The sequence below is a fragment of the Micromonospora echinofusca genome, assembly GCF_900091445.1.
Classification (GTDB): Bacteria; Actinomycetota; Actinomycetes; order Mycobacteriales; family Micromonosporaceae; genus Micromonospora; species Micromonospora echinofusca.
In genome coordinates this window covers 1644107-1657263 of sequence record NZ_LT607733.1, presented here as the reverse complement: position 1 = coordinate 1657263, position 13157 = coordinate 1644107, and the positions used below count along the sequence as shown (strand labels likewise).

Here is a 13157-nt window from a genome sequence, read left to right as displayed (position 1 = left end):
CTCCTGCGTCGCCGCTCACTCGAACACCTTCCGCACCTGCTCCAGGCCCGCCACCAGGGCGTCGATCTCCGCGGTGGTGGTGTAGAGGTAGAACGATGCCCGCGTCATCGCCGGCACGCCGAACCGGGTGCACACCGGCTTGGCGCAGTGGTGGCCGACACGCACCTGCACGCCGAGCGAGTCGAGCACCTGCCCGACGTCGTGCGGGTGGATGTCGCCGAGGGCGAAGGAGATCGTGCCGCCCCGGCCCACCGGCACGGTCGGCCCGAAGATCCGTAGGCCGGGCACCGTGGCGAGGGCGTCCAGCGCGTACGCCGTCAGCTCCTTCTCGTGCCACTGGATGGCCTGCATCCCGATGCTGCCGAGGTAGTCGACGGCCGCGCCGAGCGCCACCGCCTCGGCGATCGGCGGGGTGCCCGCCTCGAACCGGGCCGGCGGCGCGGCGAACGTCGAGCGGGCCATGGTGACCGTCTCGATCATCGATCCGCCGCCCAGCACCGGCGGCATCGCCGCCAGCAGCTCGCCCCGACCCCAGAGCACCCCGATGCCGGTCGGGCCGCACATCTTGTGCCCCGTGAAGACGACGAAGTCGGCGTCGTAGTCGACCACGTCCATCGGCATGTGCGGCACCGACTGCGAGCAGTCGAACAGCAGCAGCGCGCCCACCTCGCGGACCCGCTCGGTGATCCGCGAGGTGGCGTTGACCGTGCCGAGGATGTTGGACATGTGCACCAGCGAGACGATCTTCGTCCGCTCGGTGACCAGGTCCTGAAGCCCCGACTCGTCCAGGCGCCCCTGGTCGGTGACCGGGAACCAGCGCAGGGTCGCGCCGGTACGCTCGCAGAGCAGCTGCCACGGCACGATGTTCGAGTGGTGCTCCATCTCGGAGATCACCACCTCGTCGCCGGGGCCGAGCCGGAACCGCTCGTCGGCGTCGGGGCGCAGCGAGGCGTTGGAGAACGCGTACGCCACGATGTTGATCGCCTCGGTGGAGTTCTTGGTGAACACCACCTCGTCCACGCTCGGCGCGTTGATGAACGCGGCGATCTTCGCCCGCGCGCCCTCGTACGCCTCGGTGGCCTCGGTGCCCAGGGTGTGCACCGAGCGGGACACGTTGGCGTTGTGCATCGCGTAGTGCTCGCCGAGCACGTCGAGCACCTGCCGCGGCTTGTGCGAGGTGTTGGCGCTGTCGAGGTAGACCAGCCGGTGCCCGTTGACCTCCCGGTCGAGGATCGGGAAGTCGGCGCGCACCTTCGCCACGTCGTACCGCGGCACGTCGTCGTACTGCGGCATCCCCGCCGGGATCGCGATGGAAGTCATGTCGACCGGCCCACCCATTCTTCCGAGAGGAGTCAGGCCCGCGCCGCGCCGGCCCCGGCGGCGTACCGCTCGTAGCCCTCTTCCTCGAGCTTGTCGGCCAGCTCCGGGCCGCCCTGCTCGACGATCCGGCCCGCGACGAAGACGTGCACGAAGTCCGGCTTGATGTAGCGCAGGATCCGGGTGTAGTGGGTGATCAGCAGCATGCCGGTGTCGCCGTTGTCGCGGACCCGGTTCACGCCCTCGCTCACCACGCGCAGCGCGTCCACGTCGAGGCCGGAGTCGGTCTCGTCGAGGATGGCGATCTTCGGCTTGAGCAGCTCCAGCTGCACGATCTCGTGCCGCTTCTTCTCACCGCCGGAGAAGCCCTCGTTGACGTTGCGCTGCGCGAACGCCGGGTCCATCTGGAGGCGCTCCATGGCGCCGCGCAGCTCGCCACCCCAGGTGCGCAGCTTGGGCGCCTGGCCGTCGATGGCGGTCTTGGCGGTACGCAGGAAGTTCGCCACCGAGACGCCGGGGACCTCGACCGGGTACTGCATGGCCAGGAAGAGGCCGGCGCGGGCCCGCTCGTCCACGGACAGGGCCAGCACGTCCTCGCCGTCGAGGGTCACCGAGCCGCCGGTGATCTCGTACTTGGGGTGGCCGGCGATCGAGTAGGCCAGGGTGGACTTGCCGGAGCCGTTCGGGCCCATGATCGCGTGGGTCTCGCCCGAGCGGACGGTCAGGTCGACACCGGCCAGGATCGGCTTGAGCTCACCCTCGGGCAGCTTGACCGACACCTTCAGGTCGCGGATCTCCAGGGTGCTCATTATCGGGTCACTCCATTGCTCGGCGTGAGACTGACGAAGATGTCGCCGTCTCGGACTTCGACGGGATAGACGGGAACGGGTTCGGTGGCGGGCAGCCCGGTCGGCTCGCCGGTCCTCAGGTCGAAACGGGATCCGTGCAGCCAGCATTCCAGCGTGCAGCCGGAGACCTCCCCCTCGGAGAGGGCGACCGCGGCGTGCGAGCACTCGTCGTAGGCGGCGTAGAAGACGCCGTCCTCGCCGTGCACCAGCGCGATCGGGGTGCCGTCGACGTCCGCGCTGACCACGGTGCCCTTCGGCACGTCCTCGGTGGAGCAGAGGCGGATCATCAGGCGCCGACCTTGGTCAGCCGGGCCTCGATGGCGTCGCCCAGCCGCTCGCGCAGCTCCTCGACCGGGATCTTGTTGATCAGCTCCGCGAAGAAGCCGCGGACCACCAGGCGCCGCGCCTCGGCCTCCGGGATGCCCCGGGCCATCAGGTAGAACAACTGCTCGTCGTCGAAGCGCCCGGTCGCGCTCGCGTGCCCGGCGCCGGCGATCTCGCCGGTCTCGATCTCCAGATTGGGTACGGAGTCCGCCCGCGCGCCGTCGGTCAGCAGCAGGTTCCGGTTGATCTCGTACGTGTCGGTGCCGGTCGCCTCGGCGCGGATCAGCACGTCACCCACCCAGACGGTGCGCGCGCTCTCGCCCTGCAGGGCACCCCGGTAGCCGACGTGGCTGCGGCAGTCCGGCACGGTGTGGTCGACCAGCTGGCGGTGCTCCAGGTGCTGGCCCGAGTCGGCGAAGTAGAGGCCGTACAGCTCGGCCTCGCCGCCCCGCTCGGTGTACTCCACCGAGGTGTACTGCCGCACCAGGTCGCCGCCGAGGGAGACCTGGACGTGCACCACCTTGGCGTCGCGGCCCAGCCGGACCCGCAGGTGCTGGGCCTGCACGGCGTCGCCGGCCCAGTCGGCGACGGTGACCAGGGTCAGCTTCGCCCCGTCGGCCACCGCCACCTCGACGTTGTCGGCCAGCGTGGCCGAGCCCACGTGCTCCAGCACCAGGGTCACCTCGGCGAAGCGGCCCACCTCGACGAAGGTGTGCCCGAAGGCGATGCCCTCGGCGCCCTCGCCGACCACCCGCAGGCTCACCGGCTCGGCCACCACGGCGTCGCGGGCGACCTGCACCAGCAGCGCCTGCCCGGCCCCGCCGTAGGCCAGCGCGCTGACCCGGTCGACCGGGGTGAGCACGCTGCCCACCCGCGGGTCGTCGGAGCCGATCCGCTCGACGGTGACGCCCTCGGGCAGGTCGCCGTACTCGTGACGGACCGTGCCGGTGGCGGCCTGCGCCTCGCCGGTGAGCCCGCGCAGCCGCTTGAGCGGGGTGAAGCGCCACTCCTCCTCCAGGCCCGTGAGGGCCGGGAAGTCGGCGACGTCGTACGAGCGGAGCGCCTGCGACTTGGTGCTGGGCGGCGCGGAAGCCTGGGTAGTCATCTCTTCCTTGGTCTGTTCTACGACGACGGTGTCATCAACTGGAGGGTCGGTCGGTGTTCGCGCGGCCCGCGGGGCGGGCCGGCGTCAGCCGACCGCGCCCTCCATCTGGAGCTCGATCAGGCGGTTGAGTTCCAGGGCGTACTCCATCGGGAGTTCCTTGGCGATCGGCTCGATGAAGCCGCGCACGATCATCGCCATCGCCTCGTCCTCGCTCAGACCACGGCTCATCAGGTAGAAGAGCTGGTCGTCGCTGATCTTGGAGACGGTCGCCTCGTGCCCCATCGACACGTCGTCCTCGCGGATGTCGACGTACGGGTAGGTGTCCGAGCGGGAGATGGTGTCGACCAGCAGCGCGTCGCACTTGACCGTGCTCCGGCTGCTGTGCGAGCCCTCCAGCACCTGGACCAGGCCCCGGTACGACGTGCGGCCGCCGCCCCGGGCGATCGACTTGGAGATGATGGTGGAGGAGGTGTGCGGAGCGGCGTGCACCATCTTGGCGCCCGCGTCCTGGTGCTGCCCCTCGCCGGCCATGGCCACCGAGAGCACCTCGCCCTTGGCGTGCTCGCCGGTCATGTAGACCGCCGGGTACTTCATGGTGACCTTGGAGCCGATGTTGCCGTCGACCCACTCCATGGTCGCGCCCTCGTGGCACACGGCCCGCTTGGTGACCAGGTTGTAGACGTTGTTCGACCAGTTCTGGATGGTCGTGTAGCGGCACCGCGCGTTCTTCTTGACGATGATCTCCACGACGGCGCTGTGCAGCGAGTCGGAGGAGTACAGCGGCGCGGTGCAGCCCTCGACGTAGTGCACGTACGCGCCTTCGTCGACGATGATCAGCGTCCGCTCGAACTGGCCCATGTTCTCCGTGTTGATGCGGAAGTAGGCCTGCAGCGGGATCTCCACGTGCACGCCCTTCGGCACGTAGATGAACGAGCCGCCGGACCACACGGAGGTGTTCAGCGCGGCGAACTTGTTGTCGCCGACCGGGATCACCGTGCCGAAGTACTCCTTGAAGACGTCCTCGTGCTCGCGCAGCGCGGTGTCGGTGTCGAGGAAGACGACGCCCTGCTCCTCGAGGTCCTCACGGATCTTGTGGTAGACGACCTCGGACTCGTACTGCGCCGCGACGCCCGCGACCAGCCGCTGCTTCTCCGCCTCGGGGATGCCCAGCCGGTCGTAGGTGTTCTTGATGTCCTCGGGCAGGTCCTCCCAGCTGGTGGCCTGCTTCTCGGTGGACCGCACGAAGTACTTGATGTTGTCGAAGTCGATCCCGGTGAGGTCGGCGCCCCAGGCCGGCATCGGCTTGCGGCCGAACAGCCGCAGGCCCTTCAGCCGCAGGTCGAGCATCCAGGCCGGCTCGTTCTTCTTGGCCGAGATGTCCCGCACCACCGCCTCGTCGAGGCCGCGCTGGGCGACCGCCCCGGCGACGTCGGGGTCGGCCCAGCCGTATTCGTAGCGACCCAGGGCGGCGAGCTGCTCTTCCTGCGTCAGGGGCTGGACGATCTGCTCGGTCATCTATCTGTCCTCACAGTGGTGACGGTCTTACCGGAACGGGCACGCCCCGGCTGGGTGGGGATGTGCGTGGTGCACACCCCGTCGCCGTGGGCGATGGTGGCCAGGCGCTGCACGTGGGTGCCGACCAGGCGGGAGATGACCGCGGTCTCGGCCTCGCACAGCTGGGGGAACTCGGCGGCCACGTGCGCCACCGGGCAGTGGTGCTGGCAGAGCTGGCCGCCGGAGGCGATCGTGGACGCGTTCGCAGCGTAACCCTCGGCGGTCAGCGCTCCGGCGAGTGCCTCGGCCCGCGCGAGCGGGTCGTCGCCGGCGTCCTCCATGGCGGCCCGGCAGCGGGCCTCCAGCGCGGCGACCTGGTCGGCTGCGAACGCCTCGACCGCCTCGGCGCCGCCATTGCGGGAGATCCAGCGCAGCGCGGCGGTGGCCATGTTGTCGTAGTGGTGGGTGCCACAGCGGACCCGGGCCGCGTCGGTCAGCAGGAACACCTTCGCCGGCCGGCCGCGGCCGCGGTGGCCCCGGACGGTCTGCTCGCGGGCGAACACGTCGCCGTCGGCGAGCATCGCGTCGAGGTGCCGGCGGATCGCGGCCGGGCTGAGCCCGAGCGCCGAGCCGAGCTCTACGGCGGTGGTCGCGCCGCGCTCCAGCAGCAGCTGGGTGACCCGGTCGCGGGTGGAGAGGTCCGCGACGGACGCGGACCGGCCGTCGGCCGGGACGGCCGTCGGCCGGCGCCCCGGGAGCCCCGCCACGTTTTTCACAACGCCAACGTTACGTAATTCGCCCGAGGCCCGCAAACCGGGGTCCGGTGATCCGAACCACCGCACTGCCGGAGTCACCCGATCGTGCTCCACTACGGTGCGTAGGATTTGCGCCGTGAAGAGATCCGTCCGGTTCCCGGTCTCCACCGCCCTGCTGCGCCGTCTCGCGCTCGCCTCGATCATCGCGAACGTGGGCATCGTCGTCACCGGCGGGGCCGTCCGGCTCACCGCGTCCGGCCTCGGCTGCCCGACCTGGCCCCGGTGCACCGACGACTCGTACGTCACGACCTCCGAGATGGGCGTGCACGGAGTCATCGAGTTCGGCAACCGCCTGCTCACCTTCGCGGTCGGCATCATCGCGCTGGCGGTGCTGGTGGCCGTGCTGCTGCACCGCCCCCGCCGGCGGGAGCTGATCCCCCTCGCGGTCGCCGTGCTCTTCGGCATCCCGGCCCAGGCGATCGTCGGCGGCATCACCGTGCTCACCAACCTCAACCCGTGGGTGGTCGGCCTGCACTTCCTCGCCTCGATGCTGGTGATCGCGGCCGCGTACGCCCTGTGGCGGCGGATCAAGGACCCGGCGGGCCCGGCGGTGGCCGTCGTGCCGGCCCCACTGCGGACCCTCACCGCGATCACCACCGTGGTCAGCGCGGCGGTGCTGGTGATCGGCACCTGGGTGACGGGCAGCGGCCCGCACGCGGGCGACCAGGGCGCCGCCCGCAACGGGCTCGACCCCGAGACGATCTCCCAGGTGCACGCCGACAGCGTCTTCCTGCTGATCGGCCTGTCCGTGGCGCTGGTCTTCGCCTTCCGCGCGGTCGGCGCGCAGCGGGCCGCACGGGCCGCGCTGGTGCTCGTCGCCGTCGAGCTGGGTCAGGGCCTGATCGGCTTCGTGCAGTACTTCACCAACCTGCCGGCGCTGCTGGTGGGCGCGCACATGCTGGGCTCCTGCCTGGTCCTGCTGGCCACCCTGTCGGTGCAGTGGGCCACCCGCGAGCGCCGCCCGGTCGCGCCGTCGCCGGCCCCGGACGCCGTCGACCGGGCCGTCCCGGTCGCCGCCTGAGCGCTCCCCGGCCCGTTCGGCTGCGCACCTGGCGGGCCGGTCAGCCGGCGGCGCGGGCCAGGTGGAGCAGGATCGCGTCGGCCAGCCGGTCGGCGGCCCCGTCGGCGTGGCCGAGGAACAGCGACGGCTCGGTCAGCTCCAGCTCCACCAGGAACGGCGCGCCGTCCGGGCCCGGGATGAGGTCCACCCGGGCGTAGAGCAGTCGCCCCGACCCGCCGGGCACCGCCGCGAGGGCCCTCTCCGCAACCGCCAACTGCGCGGCGGTGGCGGTGCGGGCCGTGATCTGCTCGGGCCGGTGCAGCCCGTCGACCCCGAGGTCCGGGCCGGTCAGCATCGGCCCCTTGCGGATCGCGTGGCTGAACGTCGGGCCGTCCGGCCCGGCCAGGTAGAGCAGGGCCGTCTCGCCGGCCGTGTCGACGGCGTCGAGGTACGGCTGCACCATGGTCAGCCGCCCGGCGTCCGACAGCCGCCGTACGTGCGCCACGGCCAGTTCCCGGTGGTGCGGATCGGCCAGGTCGTAGCGGCCGGTGTCCTGGCTGCCCGCGCTGACGGCCGGCTTGACGACGTACTCGCCGCTGGCGGCGGGCGGCTGCCAGTCCTCCCCCGGCGCGACCCAGGACGTCGGCACGGTCGGCACCCCCGCCGCGGACAGCTCGGCCAGGTACCGCTTGTCGGTGTTCCAGCGCACGACGTCCGCCGGGTTGGCCAGGGTGGGAACCCGCGACGCCCAGGCGACGAACTCGTCGCGCCGCAGCGCGTAGTCCCACGGCGAGCGGAGCACCGCCAGGTCGTACGCGGGCCAGTCGGCGCCCGGGTCGGCCCAGTCCAGCACGTCGGCGGTCACCCCGCGGCGGGCCAGCGGGTCGAGCAACAGCCGGTCGTCGGGGTCGAGGTCCGGCAGATCGGCACAGGTTACGAGAGCGACCCGGGGTTTCCCCCGGGTCGACTGGTGGTGGTCGGTCAATTTATGTCAACGGGCCATCGTGCGCCGGGCCATCGACCGCCAGAGGTCGTTGCTCGGACGCATCTGGTCCATCAGTTCACGCTCCCAGGCGTTCTCGACGGTGACTCCCGCCGTCGCGCAGGCCTGCCGCGCCACGACGGTGTCGTCGGCGAACTGGTCGCCCCACACCCCGTCCTCACCCACGAGGACGATGCGCGCGCCACGCTTGCCGACGTATTCGATGACCGCCTTCGCCCCGCCGTGACCGGCGGCGAACGACTTGATGCCCGCGACCAGGCCCTGCGGGGCGTGCCCGGGGGTCTGCTCGGCCGTCAGCGTCGTATCGGAACCATCTGCCATGACGCGAAGCGTAAGCAGACTTCCACCCGGGCGGGCGAGAACCATGAACCTTTTGTGATGCCAATTACCCGCAGGTTTAAGGAGAACCACAGGCGATATGCCCTGATCATCCCTACTTATCGTGCCAAAACGTCGTCCCGAACCGGCCCGGCCCGGGGCATCCGAAGCGGTTCAGGACCGATGCGAACGGTGTCACCGATGTGACGGGAAACCCGGACAAGGCATACACAACAATGACTTTCCGGTACGGCAGCGGCAGCCGGACCCGACCCACGATCCGCAAGCGGACCCGGCGCGGCACGGTCGGGTCAGGGGCGGCGCGGCCCGGTCGGGGCGGCGCGCAGCGGTCCGGTCAGATCAGGGCGTCGAGCGCGACGGCGGCGAAGAGGATGGTCAGGTAGGTGGTCGACCAGTGGAACAGCCGCATCGGCTTGACGGCCTGCCCCCGCGCGACCCGGCGGGCCAGCTTGTGCGCCTCCACCACGAAGATCGCGCCCACCACCACGGCGGGGACGCCGTAGATCAGGCTCATCCCCAGCGGCCACACGGCCAGCGAGGACGCCACGGTCAGCCAGGCGAAGCCGATGATCTCGGCGTTCACCCGCCGGGTGGAGGCCACCACCGGCAGCATCGGGATGCCGGCCCGGGCGTAGTCGTCCTTGTACTTCATCGCCAGCGGGTAGAAGTGCGGCATCTGCCAGAAGAAGACCACCGCGAACAGCGCCCACGCGGCCGGGGCGAGCGTCCCGGTCACCGCCGCCCAGCCGATCAGCACCGGCGCCGCCCCGCAGGCCCCGCCCCAGAACGTGTTCGCCGTCGTGGTGCGCTTGAGCCAGAGGGTGTAGACGACGTCGTAGTAGACGATCGCGGCCAGCGTGAGCCCGGCGGCCAGCAGGTTGGTGAACGCCGCCATCATCGCGACCGACACCGCCGCCAGCACCAGCCCGAAGATCAGCGCGTTGCGCGGCGTCACGGTGTGCGCCGGCAGGGGGCGACGCTTGGTGCGCCGCATCAGCTGGTCGATGTCGCGGTCGATGTAGCAGTTGATGACGCTGGCCGCGCCGGCCGCGAGCGAGCCGCCGACCAGCACCACGGCGACCAGCCAGAGCGACGGCATGCCGCCGTCCGCGAGCATCATCGCCGGAACCGTGGTGACGAGGAGCAGCTCCACGATCCGCGGCTTGGTCAGCGTCACGTAGGCCGAGACCACCGCGCGGACGTCCCGGCGGGTCACCGCCGACGTCTCCACCGTGGTCCGCACCGGCGGCTGCCCGGCAGAGTTGCTGACGGGGCGCTCGGTGATCATGCTCACGGATTGCCACCTTCCGGCGTCGGCAGGGGAGGTCGGATCGGCCGGACCCGGGTGGGGCCACACACCGCACCACAGACTACGCGCCGTCGTTTTGGCTGCCCGGGCGACCCGACAACGGTGCGGGCCGTCACACCGTCGGGTCGGTACCGGTCAGCGGCGCCGACCAGTACAGACCGGCATGCAGAGATCCCTGGGCGGACGTTTAGGACCGCTCGATAGGGTCATCACTGAGGGTTCCGCCCATCTGCCGAGGAGCACAACCATCGTGGCTGCCAACCGACCCGAGCACCCCGCACTCAACTGGTCCGACCTCGACCGCCGGGCCGTCGACACCGTCCGCGTGCTGGCCATGGACGCCGTGGAGAAATCCGGCAACGGTCACCCGGGCACCGCGATGAGCCTCGCGCCCGCGGCCTACCTGCTCTTCAACCGGGTCATGCGGCACAACCCGGCCGACCCGAACTGGCCCGGCCGGGACCGCTTCGTGCTCTCCGCGGGCCACTCCAGCCTCACCCTCTACATCCAGCTCTTCCTCTCCGGCTACCCGCTGGCCCTGCAGGACCTGGAGTCGCTGCGGCAGTGGGGCTCGCTGACCCCGGGCCACCCCGAGCACGGGCACACCCCCGGCGTGGAGACCACCACCGGGCCGCTCGGGCAGGGCCTCGGCAACGCGGTCGGCATGGCGATGGCCGCCCGCCGCGAGCGCGGCCTGTTCGACCCGGAGGCCGAGCCGGGCCGGTCGGTCTTCGACCACGACATCTGGTGCATCGTCTCCGACGGCGACATCGAGGAGGGCATCAGCCACGAGGCCAGCGCGCTCGCCGGGCACCAGCAGCTCGGCAACCTCACGGTGATCTACGACGACAACGAGATCTCGATCGAGGACGACACCCGCATCGCCAAGAGCGAGGACGTCGCGGCCCGCTACGAGGCGTACGGCTGGCACGTGCAGACCGTCGACTGGCGCGCCGGCGACGCCGACCAGGGCGACTACCACGAGGACGTCGAGGCCCTGCACCGGGCGCTGCTGGCGGCGAAGGCCGAGACCGGCCGCCCCTCCTTCATCGCGCTGCGCACCATCATCGGCTGGCCCGCGCCCAACAAGAAGAACACCGGCAAGATCCACGGTTCGGCGCTTGGCGGCGACGAGGTGGCCGCCACCAAGAAGCTCCTCGGCTTCGACCCGGCGCGGACCTTCGAGGTCGACGAGGAGATGCTCGGCCACGCCCGCACGGTGATGGAGCGCGGCGCCCGGGCCCAGCAGGAGTGGACCACGGCGTTCGACGGCTGGGCGAAGGCCAACCCGGAGCGTCACGCGCTCTACGACCGGATGGCCGGGCGGATCCTGCCGAGCGGCTGGACCGAGGCGCTACCGGAGTTCCCCGCCGACGCCAAGGGCGTCGCCACCCGGGCCGCCTCCGGCAAGGTCCTGGAGGCGCTCGCCGGAGTGCTGCCGGAGCTGTGGGGTGGCTCGGCCGACCTGGCGGAGAGCAACAACACCACCATGAAGGGCGAGCCGTCCTTCGTCCCCGCCGTCCACGCCACCAAGGACTTCCCCGGCCACGAGTACGGCCGCACGCTGCACTTCGGCATCCGTGAGCACGCCATGGGCGCGATCCTCAACGGCATCGCGCTGCACGGCGGCACCCGCCCGTACGGCGGCACCTTCCTGGTGTTCAGCGACTACATGCGTCCGGCGGTACGCCTCGCCGCGCTGATGAAGCTGCCGGTGGTCTACGTCTGGACGCACGACTCGATCGGCCTCGGCGAGGACGGCCCCACGCACCAGCCGGTGGAGCACCTGACCGCGCTGCGCGCCATCCCCGGCCTGGACGTGGTCCGGCCGGCCGACGCCAACGAGACGGCCTGGGCCTGGCGGCAGGCCCTGGAGCACACCGACCGGCCGACCGCGCTGGCGCTGAGCCGGCAGGCGCTGCCGACGCTCGACCGCTCCACCCTGGCCGGCGCGGAGGGCGTGGCCAGGGGTGGCTACGTGCTGGCTGAGGCGTCCAACGGCAAGCCGCAGGTGATCCTCATCGGCACCGGCTCCGAGGTGCAGCTCTGCCTCACCGCCCGCGAGCGGCTGGAGGCCGACGGCACCCCCACCCGGGTCGTCTCGATGCCCTGCCAGGAGTGGTTCTTCGAGCAGGACGAGGCGTACCGGGAGTCGGTACTGCCGCGCGGGGTAAAGGCACGGGTGAGCGTGGAGGCGGGCATCGCCATGTCCTGGCACGGCATCGTCGGCGACTGCGGCGAGAGCGTGAGCCTGGAGCACTACGGCGCGAGCGCCCCGCACTCCGTGCTCTTCGAGCAGTTCGGCTTCACCCCCGACCGGATCGTGGCCGCCGCGCACGCGGCGCTGACCCGGATGGGCGACATCACCGGTTTCACGACCGGCAACTGAGGGGAGCGTGGACGGCATGACGGACAGGCTTAGTGAACTCACCGCCGCAGGCGTGGCGGTCTGGCTCGACGACCTTTCCCGGGTACGGCTGTCCTCCGGCGGGCTGGACCAGCTCCGCCGGGAGAAGCACGTGGCCGGGGTGACCACCAACCCGACGATCTTCGCCAAGGCGCTGAGCGACGCCGACGAGTACGACTGGCAGCTGCGCGACCTCGCCGCCCGTGGCGTGGAGGTCGAGGAGGCCGTACGCATGCTCACCACGTACGACGTGCGGTGGGCGTGCGACGTGATGCGCCCGTCGTACGAGGGCAGCGGCGGTGTCGACGGCCGGGTCTCCATCGAGGTGGACCCGCGGCTGGCCCACGAGACCGACAGGACGGTCGCCGAGGCCAAGGCTCTGTGGTGGCTGGTCGACCGGCCCAACCTCTTCATCAAGATCCCGGCCACCGAGGCGGGCCTGCCGGCCATCACCGCCACCCTGGCCGAGGGGATCAGCGTCAACGTCACGCTGATCTTCGGGCTGGAGCGCTACTCGCAGGTGATGGAGGCGTTCCTGGCCGGTCTCGAGAAGGCCAAGGCCAACGGCCACGACCTGTCGAAGATCGGCTCGGTCGCCTCGTTCTTCGTCTCCCGGGTCGACAGCGAGATCGACAAGCGGCTGGAGAAGCTCGGCTCCGACGAGGCCAAGGCGCTGCGCGGCAAGGCCGCCGTCGCCAACGCCAAGCTGGCGTACGAGCGCTACGGCGAGGTCTTCTCCTCCGACCGGTGGCAGGCGCTCGCCGACGCCGGCGCCCACCCGCAGCGGCCGCTGTGGGCCTCCACCTCGACCAAGAACCCGGACTACCGGGACGTCATCTACGTCGAGGAGCTGATCGCCCCCGGCACGGTCAACACCATGCCGGAGCCGGTCGTGCACGCGTACGCCGACCACGGCGAGACCCGCGGCGACACCATCACCGGCTCGTACGACGAGGCCCGCAAGGTCTTCGCGGACCTGGAGTCGGTGGGAATCGACATGGCCGACGTGATCGAGACCCTGGAGCGCGAGGGCGTGGAGAAGTTCGAGACGAGCTGGCAGGAGCTGCTCGACGGCGTCCGCAAGTCGCTGTCGGCCGCGGGCCGGGGCGCCGGCCACCCGGGCGACGCCGCGAAGGGCAACGCGCAGGCCGCGCAGCAGGCGGGAGGCAACGCGTGAGTGAGCGTAGCGAGCGAAC

General features: G+C 71.2%; 12 protein-coding genes. 3 read left to right on the top strand and 9 right to left on the bottom strand.

Annotated elements, in window-relative coordinates:
• Positions 1 to 15: 15 nt before the first annotated feature.
• From GA0070610_RS07630 to GA0070610_RS07605, 6 genes are all read right to left on the bottom strand, one after another.
• On the bottom strand, positions 16 to 1320 hold the full coding sequence (locus tag GA0070610_RS07630) for a cysteine desulfurase (RefSeq protein WP_088999376.1): 1305 nt from the start codon (positions 1318 to 1320) through the stop codon (positions 16 to 18).
• A gap of 32 nt (positions 1321 to 1352) precedes the next feature.
• Positions 1353 to 2126, bottom strand: coding sequence for a Fe-S cluster assembly ATPase SufC (gene sufC / locus GA0070610_RS07625; protein ID WP_088999375.1), 774 nt, complete (start codon positions 2124 to 2126; stop codon positions 1353 to 1355).
• Positions 2126 to 2452: a non-heme iron oxygenase ferredoxin subunit gene (locus GA0070610_RS07620; RefSeq protein WP_088999374.1), complete on the bottom strand. Its 327-nt coding sequence runs from the start codon at positions 2450 to 2452 to the stop codon at positions 2126 to 2128. Before GA0070610_RS07620 ends, sufC begins: the two co-directional genes overlap by 1 nt.
• Positions 2452 to 3594: a Fe-S cluster assembly protein SufD gene (gene sufD, locus GA0070610_RS07615; RefSeq protein WP_088999373.1), complete on the bottom strand. Its 1143-nt coding sequence runs from the start codon at positions 3592 to 3594 to the stop codon at positions 2452 to 2454. The genes GA0070610_RS07620 and sufD overlap by 1 nt, the downstream gene beginning before the upstream one ends.
• An 84-nt stretch (positions 3595 to 3678) precedes the next feature.
• Complete coding sequence (gene sufB, locus GA0070610_RS07610) at positions 3679 to 5109, bottom strand: Fe-S cluster assembly protein SufB (protein ID WP_088999372.1); 1431 nt, start codon at positions 5107 to 5109, stop codon at positions 3679 to 3681.
• Complete coding sequence (locus GA0070610_RS07605) at positions 5106 to 5864, bottom strand: helix-turn-helix transcriptional regulator (protein WP_088999371.1); 759 nt, start codon at positions 5862 to 5864, stop codon at positions 5106 to 5108. Before GA0070610_RS07605 ends, sufB begins: the two co-directional genes overlap by 4 nt.
• Positions 5865 to 5961: 97 nt before the next feature.
• On the opposite strand from GA0070610_RS07605, the gene GA0070610_RS07600 reads away from it, so the two are divergent.
• The gene (locus GA0070610_RS07600; RefSeq protein WP_172896440.1) at positions 5962 to 6924 is read left to right on the top strand and encodes a COX15/CtaA family protein; all 963 of its coding nucleotides are present in this window, start codon (positions 5962 to 5964) and stop codon (positions 6922 to 6924) included.
• A 40-nt stretch (positions 6925 to 6964) separates the two neighbouring features.
• Here the strand turns inward: GA0070610_RS07600 and GA0070610_RS07595 are convergent, their stop codons facing one another.
• From GA0070610_RS07595 to GA0070610_RS07585, 3 genes are all read right to left on the bottom strand, one after another.
• A complete protein-coding gene (locus GA0070610_RS07595; RefSeq protein ID WP_088999369.1) occupies positions 6965 to 7888 on the bottom strand; it encodes an ATP-grasp domain-containing protein in 924 nt (307 codons plus the stop codon).
• 6 nt (positions 7889 to 7894) lie between these two features.
• On the bottom strand, positions 7895 to 8227 hold the full coding sequence (locus GA0070610_RS07590) for a hypothetical protein (RefSeq protein ID WP_088999368.1): 333 nt from the start codon (positions 8225 to 8227) through the stop codon (positions 7895 to 7897).
• 352 nt (positions 8228 to 8579) lie between these two features.
• Positions 8580 to 9539: a heme o synthase gene (locus GA0070610_RS07585; RefSeq protein WP_088999367.1), complete on the bottom strand. Its 960-nt coding sequence runs from the start codon at positions 9537 to 9539 to the stop codon at positions 8580 to 8582.
• A gap of 265 nt (positions 9540 to 9804) precedes the next feature.
• On the opposite strand from GA0070610_RS07585, the gene tkt reads away from it, so the two are divergent.
• Together tkt and tal are read left to right on the top strand one after the other, a co-directional pair.
• On the top strand, positions 9805 to 11943 hold the full coding sequence (gene tkt, locus GA0070610_RS07580) for a transketolase (protein ID WP_088999366.1): 2139 nt from the start codon (positions 9805 to 9807) through the stop codon (positions 11941 to 11943).
• 16 nt (positions 11944 to 11959) lie between these two features.
• On the top strand, positions 11960 to 13138 hold the full coding sequence (gene tal, locus GA0070610_RS07575) for a transaldolase (RefSeq protein WP_089003341.1): 1179 nt from the start codon (positions 11960 to 11962) through the stop codon (positions 13136 to 13138).
• Positions 13139 to 13157: the final 19 nt, after the last annotated feature.